The organism is Hyphomonas sp. UBA3601, from assembly GCF_002375605.1.
GTDB lineage: Bacteria > Pseudomonadota > Alphaproteobacteria > Caulobacterales > Hyphomonadaceae > Hyphomonas.
Genome location: NZ_DFME01000126.1, coordinates 2,761 through 9,571 on the forward strand (window position 1 = coordinate 2,761; position 6,811 = coordinate 9,571).

Annotated in this window: 8 protein-coding genes; 6 read left to right on the top strand and 2 right to left on the bottom strand. The window is 58.3% G+C overall.

Annotation, left to right across the window (positions count from 1 at the left end):
• The first annotated feature begins 96 nt into the window (after positions 1 to 96).
• Entirely contained in the window at positions 97 to 2,127 is a 2,031-nt protein-coding gene (locus B4F73_RS13715; protein WP_290480242.1) for an alpha/beta hydrolase family protein, read from the top strand.
• Between the two features lie 10 nt (positions 2,128 to 2,137).
• Here B4F73_RS13715 and B4F73_RS13720 read toward each other — a convergent pair whose 3' ends face one another.
• Together B4F73_RS13720 and B4F73_RS13725 are read right to left on the bottom strand one after the other, a co-directional pair.
• Positions 2,138 to 2,668, bottom strand: a complete 531-nt coding sequence (locus B4F73_RS13720; protein WP_290483542.1) for a phosphoribosyltransferase — start codon at positions 2,666 to 2,668, stop codon at positions 2,138 to 2,140.
• Positions 2,665 to 3,381 (bottom strand): MJ0042-type zinc finger domain-containing protein, encoded by a 717-nt coding sequence (locus B4F73_RS13725; protein ID WP_290483543.1) that lies wholly within the window; start codon positions 3,379 to 3,381, stop codon positions 2,665 to 2,667. Before B4F73_RS13725 ends, B4F73_RS13720 begins: the two co-directional genes overlap by 4 nt.
• 62 nt (positions 3,382 to 3,443) lie before the next feature.
• On the opposite strand from B4F73_RS13725, the gene ftsE reads away from it, so the two are divergent.
• The 5 genes from ftsE to B4F73_RS13750 all read left to right on the top strand — a co-directional run.
• Entirely contained in the window at positions 3,444 to 4,193 is a 750-nt protein-coding gene (gene ftsE, locus B4F73_RS13730; protein ID WP_290483544.1) for a cell division ATP-binding protein FtsE, read from the top strand.
• Between the two features lie 2 nt (positions 4,194 to 4,195).
• Positions 4,196 to 5,065: a cell division protein FtsX gene (locus tag B4F73_RS13735; protein ID WP_206991683.1), complete on the top strand. Its 870-nt coding sequence runs from the start codon at positions 4,196 to 4,198 to the stop codon at positions 5,063 to 5,065.
• Entirely contained in the window at positions 5,062 to 5,652 is a 591-nt protein-coding gene (locus tag B4F73_RS13740; RefSeq protein ID WP_206991682.1) for a YdcF family protein, read from the top strand. Before B4F73_RS13735 ends, B4F73_RS13740 begins: the two co-directional genes overlap by 4 nt.
• Before the next feature lie 19 nt (positions 5,653 to 5,671).
• The gene (locus B4F73_RS13745; protein WP_290483545.1) at positions 5,672 to 6,412 is read left to right on the top strand and encodes a lysophospholipid acyltransferase family protein; all 741 of its coding nucleotides are present in this window, start codon (positions 5,672 to 5,674) and stop codon (positions 6,410 to 6,412) included.
• Between the two features lie 19 nt (positions 6,413 to 6,431).
• A partial coding sequence (locus B4F73_RS13750; RefSeq protein WP_290483546.1) for a DUF2125 domain-containing protein occupies positions 6,432 to 6,811 on the top strand: 380 nt, incomplete at its 3' end.

The window sequence follows — 6,811 nt, forward strand, 5'->3', positions numbered from 1 at the left end:
GCGTAATCCCCGCAATTTTGTAGTTTTTCCTCCATTTCCGGTTGACCTGATTGCGCTGGTTTTCCAGTCTACGGGTCTTCCGGGAGGGCTGATCTGGTGTTGCGTATTCTGGCGGTTTTGGCCGCTTTTTTTGTTTGCGGTCATGCGGTTGCGCAGGAACCCGCTCCTCCAACGCTTGAAGAATTCCTGAGCGAAGCAGACTACTCGCTCCCGACTCTCTCCCCGTCGGGTCGATATTTGGCGGGCATCCAACAAGCGAATGGACTGGATTTCATCCTAACGGTTGATTTTTCGGCGAATGTGCCGAAGCCGGTATTGGAGCCTTTGGGTCCCGCTACAGTGAACTGGATTGAGTGGGTAAACGATGACTGTCTTCTGATTTCGATGACGGGTGTCGGAAATTCTGACGCGGATGATGGCCGCGACATCGAGCATGACATTCAGGAAGCGGGAAGATCCAAACTCTGGAGACGGCGAGCCACTGTCATTACCCGGCTGGTGTCTTATTGCCCATTAGACGGGACCTCCACGATGCTGTTTCCCAACTGGAAAACACGGAACAGTTACTACAGTATCGCGAACGTCACGGACCTCCTTCCTGAGGAGCCAAATCACATCCTCATGCCGTCGAACATCTATGGCGACCTGGACTTGTTCAAAGTGGACATCCGAGATGGTAGCTATGAGCGCATCGTGAACGGGGACTACTACACTGTGGCTTGGTATACGGATAGGGACGGTGTGCCTGCCTTACGAGTAGATCGAAGCAACAAAGGTAGAACGCGGACAGTGTTCGCGCGTACTGTTTCAACCTCGGGAAAAATAACGTGGGAGAAACGTTGGTCCTATAGTGTGCGTGCGGATGAGCGCAGTGACATTGCGGGTGATTTTGAAATTCTCCATCCCGGCCCGTCGCCGTCAACCTACTACATCGCGACACGGCTGCCTGAAGAAAACTTTACTGCAGTCTATCTCTATGATTTCGAGATGGATGAGATTCTGGAGACTGTTGCTTCCAAAACTGGCATCGACATCGAAGACGTCGTGTTCGACCCCACCACTCAGAGCCTGTTGGGCATTGTCTACTTCGATCCGATGAAGACGGTTGAGATGTTTGATCAACGCCTTCAAGCTCATTTTGATGGGTTGAAGGCGCGCTTTGGCAGACTGGCCAATATTCACCTCTTAGAGGTGCGAGACGGGGGAAGTTCTTGGCTGCTTGGGGTCAGCGGTCCGACAAGGCCTAGATCATATCATCTATATGACGCTGAGACGTCGGCAATTACTGAGATTGGCGCCAGGAAAAAAATACTGAATGGAAAACTATTTGGATCGGCTCAGATAGTTCAGTACACGGCCCGGGACGGGCTTGAGATTGAAGGATACCTGACGCGCCCTCGGCAAGAATCTGCGGCCAGCACCTCCCCGCTGATCGTATTACCGCACGGTGGCCCTGAAGCCAGGGACTACTTTGATTTTCGCCAAGACGTTCAGGTACTTGTTGCTGCAGGCTATCAGGTCTTTCAACCCAATTTCAGGGGATCGTCCGGATTCGGGCGTGAATTTGCAGAGATGGGTCGGAGGGAATGGGGTGCGGCGACGCAAACAGACATCGAAGACGGGTATGCGTTTTTGATTTCTCAAGGTCTCGCGGAGCCAGCAAATGCATGTATCGTCGGCTATTCCTATGGAGGATATGCCGCCTTGGCAGCAGCGACACAGACACCAGAACTTTACCAGTGCATCGTGTCAGGGGCAGGTCCAAGTGATCTAGCCAAAATGTTGCAATGGGAACGTCTTCAATACGGGCGCTATTCCAAGACCTACAAATATTGGGTTCAGCATATCGGACAACCTGGATCGGACGGTGAGATGCTGAAGGCGATATCCCCTGCGGAAAATGCGGACAAGGTAACCAAACCCGTACTACTGATTCACGGGACGCACGATGAAGTTGTGCCGCCGAAACAGTCCGAACTCATGGAGAAGGCGCTCGACCGCGAGGGCAAGCCCGTGCGGTATGTGGAACTCGAAGATTCCGACCATTCTTATATGTCTGAAAAAGACGAGCTGACCTACTACACCGAGATCCTCGCCTTTCTGGAGACGCACCTGCCGGTGAATTAGCCAGGCGGCCCTAGTCCAGCGCGCCGATATAGGGCAGGCCGCGGTATTTGCCGGCATCGTCCATGCCATAGCCGACCAGGTAGCGGCCCGGCGCATCGATGGCGCAATAGTCGACGCCGTCTGCGCCGCGTGGGGCCCAGGGCTTTTGGGTCAGAGCGCAGGTGATGACTTCCCGCGCACCCTTGGACAGCAAATGAGCCTTGGCAAAGGCCAGCGTGCGGCCCGTATCGTAGACATCATCCAGAATGATGACGCCCTTGTCCTTCACGGACCGGGCAAGGTCTGCACGCACGACCACGCGACCCGAGCTTTCGCGCGCGTCGCGATAGGATTCCAGCCAGATCACGTCGAGGGTGGGGTGGATATCGCGCCGGGCGAGGGCCTTCATCAGATCCGCCGTGAAGGGTGTGGCCCCGATCAGGATCGAGACAATCGTCCACTCCCCCGTCAGGCGCGGGGCCAGCGTGTCCGCCAGCTTGTCGATCTGGGCCAACAGTTCGTCTTCAGGCACGATTACTTCGATTTTGGGCAGGTCGGTCATTCGGCAGGCGTTTCCGTTTCGGTGGCCATGAGGTCTTCAGTGGTAGGATCCGGGATATCGTCCCGCGGGGGCATATCGGAGAGATCGACGAATTTGAGTTCGATCTCGAAGCTTTCCATCGGCGCCTGTTCGACGACAACCTGAAACGTTCCCGATTCGCCTGCCGCCAGTTGGTCCGGCCGGATGCGGCCGTATTTGGTGGCAACCACGGCGCCGATTTCGTCTTTCAGGTCGACGCGCACCGCTGGCGTGTCGACGGTAGAGCGCGAAATGTTGAGGGCATTGCCTGCCACAGTGACGACTGGAACCGTGTCATTGAAGGTGCGGCTGCGCTGGATATCTTCGAAGTCGAGCCCGAACCGATTCACATTGAACCCGATCTGTTTGTAGATGCTGCCAGCCTGCGGCCAGAGCTTCACGACTTCATTGCGGTACATGATGGCCCCAACGCCGAGGGAGAAGAACAGGCCTGCGGTGACCAGCCAGGAGAGCAGGGCGGCCGTACGGCTCTTGCGACGGCGTTGTTCGCGGACTTTTTCGCGATAAATCTCGTGGGCCGCGGCGGGGGTGCGCCGGACCGTTTCGTCCAGATGTTTTGGTTCAACAAACCAGGATCCGCCACAGGCCGCGCACTTAACAGTGCGACCGCTTTCACCGATTGTTGAGTCATCGGCGAAATACTGGGTTTCACAATTGGGACAGGTGAGGATCATGTCTTGGTGTTTCCCGCAATTCGCCCCAATAATCCATTCGCCCGCGCACAGGACAGGAGCCTATGACTCTTTCCCGCCACGACCTGTTTGACGATGTTGCCGTACGCCTCGATGGTGTTTCGCTGCGCTATGACTCGTCAGAGGATATCCTTAGCGGGATTGATCTGGTCCTGAAACCCGGATCATTCAGCTTTCTGACGGGTGCCTCCGGCGCAGGCAAGACCAGCTTGCTGAAGCTGCTTTATCTCGCACTGAAACCGACACGGGGCGAAGTCTCCTTGTTTGGCCGCCCGACGAGCCGTTTGACGCGAGATCAGCTGTCGGCATTGCGTCGCCGGGTTGGCGTTGTCTTCCAGGAGTTTCGCCTGCTGGACCATTTGACCGCATATGAGAATGTTGCGCTGCCGCTGCGGGTGTTGGGCCGGAAAGAGTCGACCTATCGCAGCGATGTCGAGGAATTGCTGGCCTGGGTCGGGCTTGGCGAGCGGATGCATGCGCGGCCAACCACACTTTCGGGCGGCGAACAGCAGCGCGTCGCCATCGCCCGCGCCGTGGTGACCCAGCCGGACATCCTGATTGCGGACGAGCCGACGGGCAATGTCGACCCGGAGATGGGCTCGCGCCTGATGCGGCTGTTCCTTGAGCTGAACAAGCGCCGGGCTACGACAGTGATTATCGCGACCCACGATCTGGAACTGGTGCGGCAGGTCGAGGCGCCGGTGTTTCGCCTGCAGCACGGCCTGCTGGTACAGGATGTGGAATATGGGCCGGCCGCACGACGGCGGACAGACCTTTCGAAGGCGGTGGAATAGGCATGGCGAAGGAAACTCCTCTCCTGCCGCTTGAGGACGCGCGCGAAATGGCCCTGTTCTTTGTGGTTGGGGCACTGTGTTTTCTTGCGGCGCTGGCGACGCTGTCAGCGAAGTCGACCTATGGCGCGGCGCGCAGCTGGACGGCAGAAGTCGAAGGCGAGCTGACCGTGTCGCTGCCGGATGCTGACCGGCGTGGCGCAGAAGCCGCGCGAAAGCTGATCGAGTCGACCGATGGCATTCGTGAAGCGCGCTTGTTGTCGAAAGCGGAAATTGATGCGCTGCTGGAGCCGAATTTTGGTAGCCGGGGCTTGCCGGAAAGCCTGCCCCTGCCACAGCTGATCGCGGTCACCGCCGAGCCGGATGTGGAGTTTATCGGGCCAACACTTGAGCGCCGTCTCACCGAGGCGGGATTTGTAAACGCTGTGGACGAGCATGCCGATTGGGCCGGAGATGTTCGACGCATGCTGGCGATTGCCCGGCTGGTGGCGCTGACGGCTGTCGCGCTTCTGGCATCAACGGCGGTCGCCGTGATCGCCTTTGCAACACATGCCGCGTTGCTGGCGCGTCGGGATATTGTCGATGTGCTGCATCTGGCAGGCGCGCGGGATCGGTACATTGCCGGCCTGTTCGAGCGACGCTTCTGGTTGCTCGGCATTCGGGCAGGAGCAGTAGGAGCCTTGCTCGCCCTCGGCGCAGCAGCGGCGATGATATTTGCGGTCCATTCCAGCGGCGCGCGAACCGGCCTGCTGCCTGAGCTGAGCCTGGATTTCCTGGACCTGATCATTCTGATCATCACCCCGCTGATTGCGGGACTTGCTGCGCGCCTTGCAGCACGTGTAACTGTCATCCGTTCTCTGAAGAGTGTCATGTGAGCGGTGAAAAACGACTGAAGAAACGACGCATCGGCGTGGTGCCGGCGATCGGAGTGGCAGTGTTGCTGTTGGCGGCGCTGGACTTTGTGCTGTTTGCGAACCGCGCCGCGAAGGCTGACCATTCACCAGAAGTCACTGGCGATGCGATCGTGGCGCTGACAGGAGGGTCCGGTCTGCGCATTGCTGCGGGCGTGGAACTGGTAATGCAGGGGCGTGGCGCACGGTTGCTCATTTCCGGCGTGAACCCGGATGTGCCTGTGGAAGATTTGATCACTCTGGCGGGGGGCGCCGCTGATGTGTGGGCGTGCTGCGTGGATATTGGCTATGTTGCTGAATCTACGCGGGGCAATGCCGAGGAAACCGCTGCCTGGGCATATGAGCGCGATTACAAGAAGCTGATCATCGTGACATCTGATTATCACATGCCGCGCAGCCTGATCGTGCTGAAAAAGTCGATGCCCGATATCGAGTTGGTCGCGTGGCCTGTGCGCACGGTGAATGATCCCGCTTCAATTTGGAGCGATCCTGATTCCTTTCGGGGCGTATTCCTCGAATGGGCCAAGTGGCGCGTGACGACCTTCGAATGACCGGTTATCTGGTAGTCCAATGATGATGTTTCGTTCGATCCTGTTCGTAATCTGGATGTACGGGCTGATGGCCGTTCTGGGCCTGCTGGCCCTTCCGGCATTGCTGTTGCCGAAAGCGGTGACGTTCTGGGCGATCAGCCTGTATGCGCGCGGCCTGATTTGGGGGCTGAAAGTGTTTTGCGGCATCAGCGTGGAAATACGCGGCCGCCAGAACATGCCGCGTGGTACGGTGCTTTATGCGGGCAAGCACAATTGCATGCTGGACGTGTTCATTCCTTTCCTCGTGATGTCTGCACCGGCGATCATCCTGAAGCAGGAATTGCTGTGGTATCCGTTCCTTGGCTGGTATGCGCTGAAGGCGGCGATGATCCCGATTGACCGAGCGGGGAATACGAGAACGCTGAAGAAGATGGTCGCAGCTGCAAGGGAGCGCGCCGACGATGGTCGCCAGATCGTGATCTTCCCGGAAGGGACACGCACGGTGCCAGGGGCCGAGCCTGCCTACCATGCGGCCGGTATTTCGGCGCTCGCCAAGGGTATTGAGGCGCCCATCCTGCCGGTGGCGACAAACGCTGGCCTGTGTTGGCCGGGTCGGGGAGTGAAGCGCAGCAAGGGGACGATCATCTACGAGATCCTGCCGCCCATTCCGGCGGGCCTGCCACGCAAGGAATTGATGAGCCGGCTGCAATCGGAACTCGAGACCGCATCAGACGCTCTTGTTGCCGAGGGCCGTACCGTGCAGGGTCGCCTCGCCCACTAACTCGCTTCAGGACACGTCAATGGTCGAGCCCTCCACCTCTCGGAAAAAATCTCGGTTCTGGCTCTATGCGCCATTTGTCCTGCTGCTGATCCTCGTCGGCGCATGGACAGCCTATTGGTTCATAGCGAAAGACCAACTCGACAAGGGCATTGATGAATGGATAGCGGCAGAACGTGCCAATGGCGCTGAGCTTGAATATTCCTCCAAGTCGTTGGGCGGGTTTCCCTATCGGTTCGAGCTGGTCGTGAATGATCCGATCTACCAGCCGGCCGGTGCGCCCCGCTGGGAAGGTGAGCAATTGCGCCTCGTCATGCAGCCCTGGAACTGGCAGCATGTCATCGCCTATTCGCCGGGTCGGAACCTGCTAACGGAGGCAGGCGGGCTTCGTCAGCCCGTGAC

Bases quoted from the DNA above. Each gene is read 5' to 3' on its own strand.
- B4F73_RS13720 (WP_290483542.1), bottom strand. From the start codon at position 2,668: ATGACCGACCTGCCCAAAATCGAAGTAATCGTGCCTGAAGACGAACTG.
- B4F73_RS13735 (WP_206991683.1), top strand. From the start codon at position 4,196: ATGGCGAAGGAAACTCCTCTCCTGCCGCTTGAGGACGCGCGCGAAATG.
- B4F73_RS13745 (WP_290483545.1), top strand. From the start codon at position 5,672: ATGATGATGTTTCGTTCGATCCTGTTCGTAATCTGGATGTACGGGCTG.
- ftsE (WP_290483544.1), top strand. From the start codon at position 3,444: ATGACTCTTTCCCGCCACGACCTGTTTGACGATGTTGCCGTACGCCTC.
- B4F73_RS13725 (WP_290483543.1), bottom strand. From the start codon at position 3,381: ATGATCCTCACCTGTCCCAATTGTGAAACCCAGTATTTCGCCGATGAC.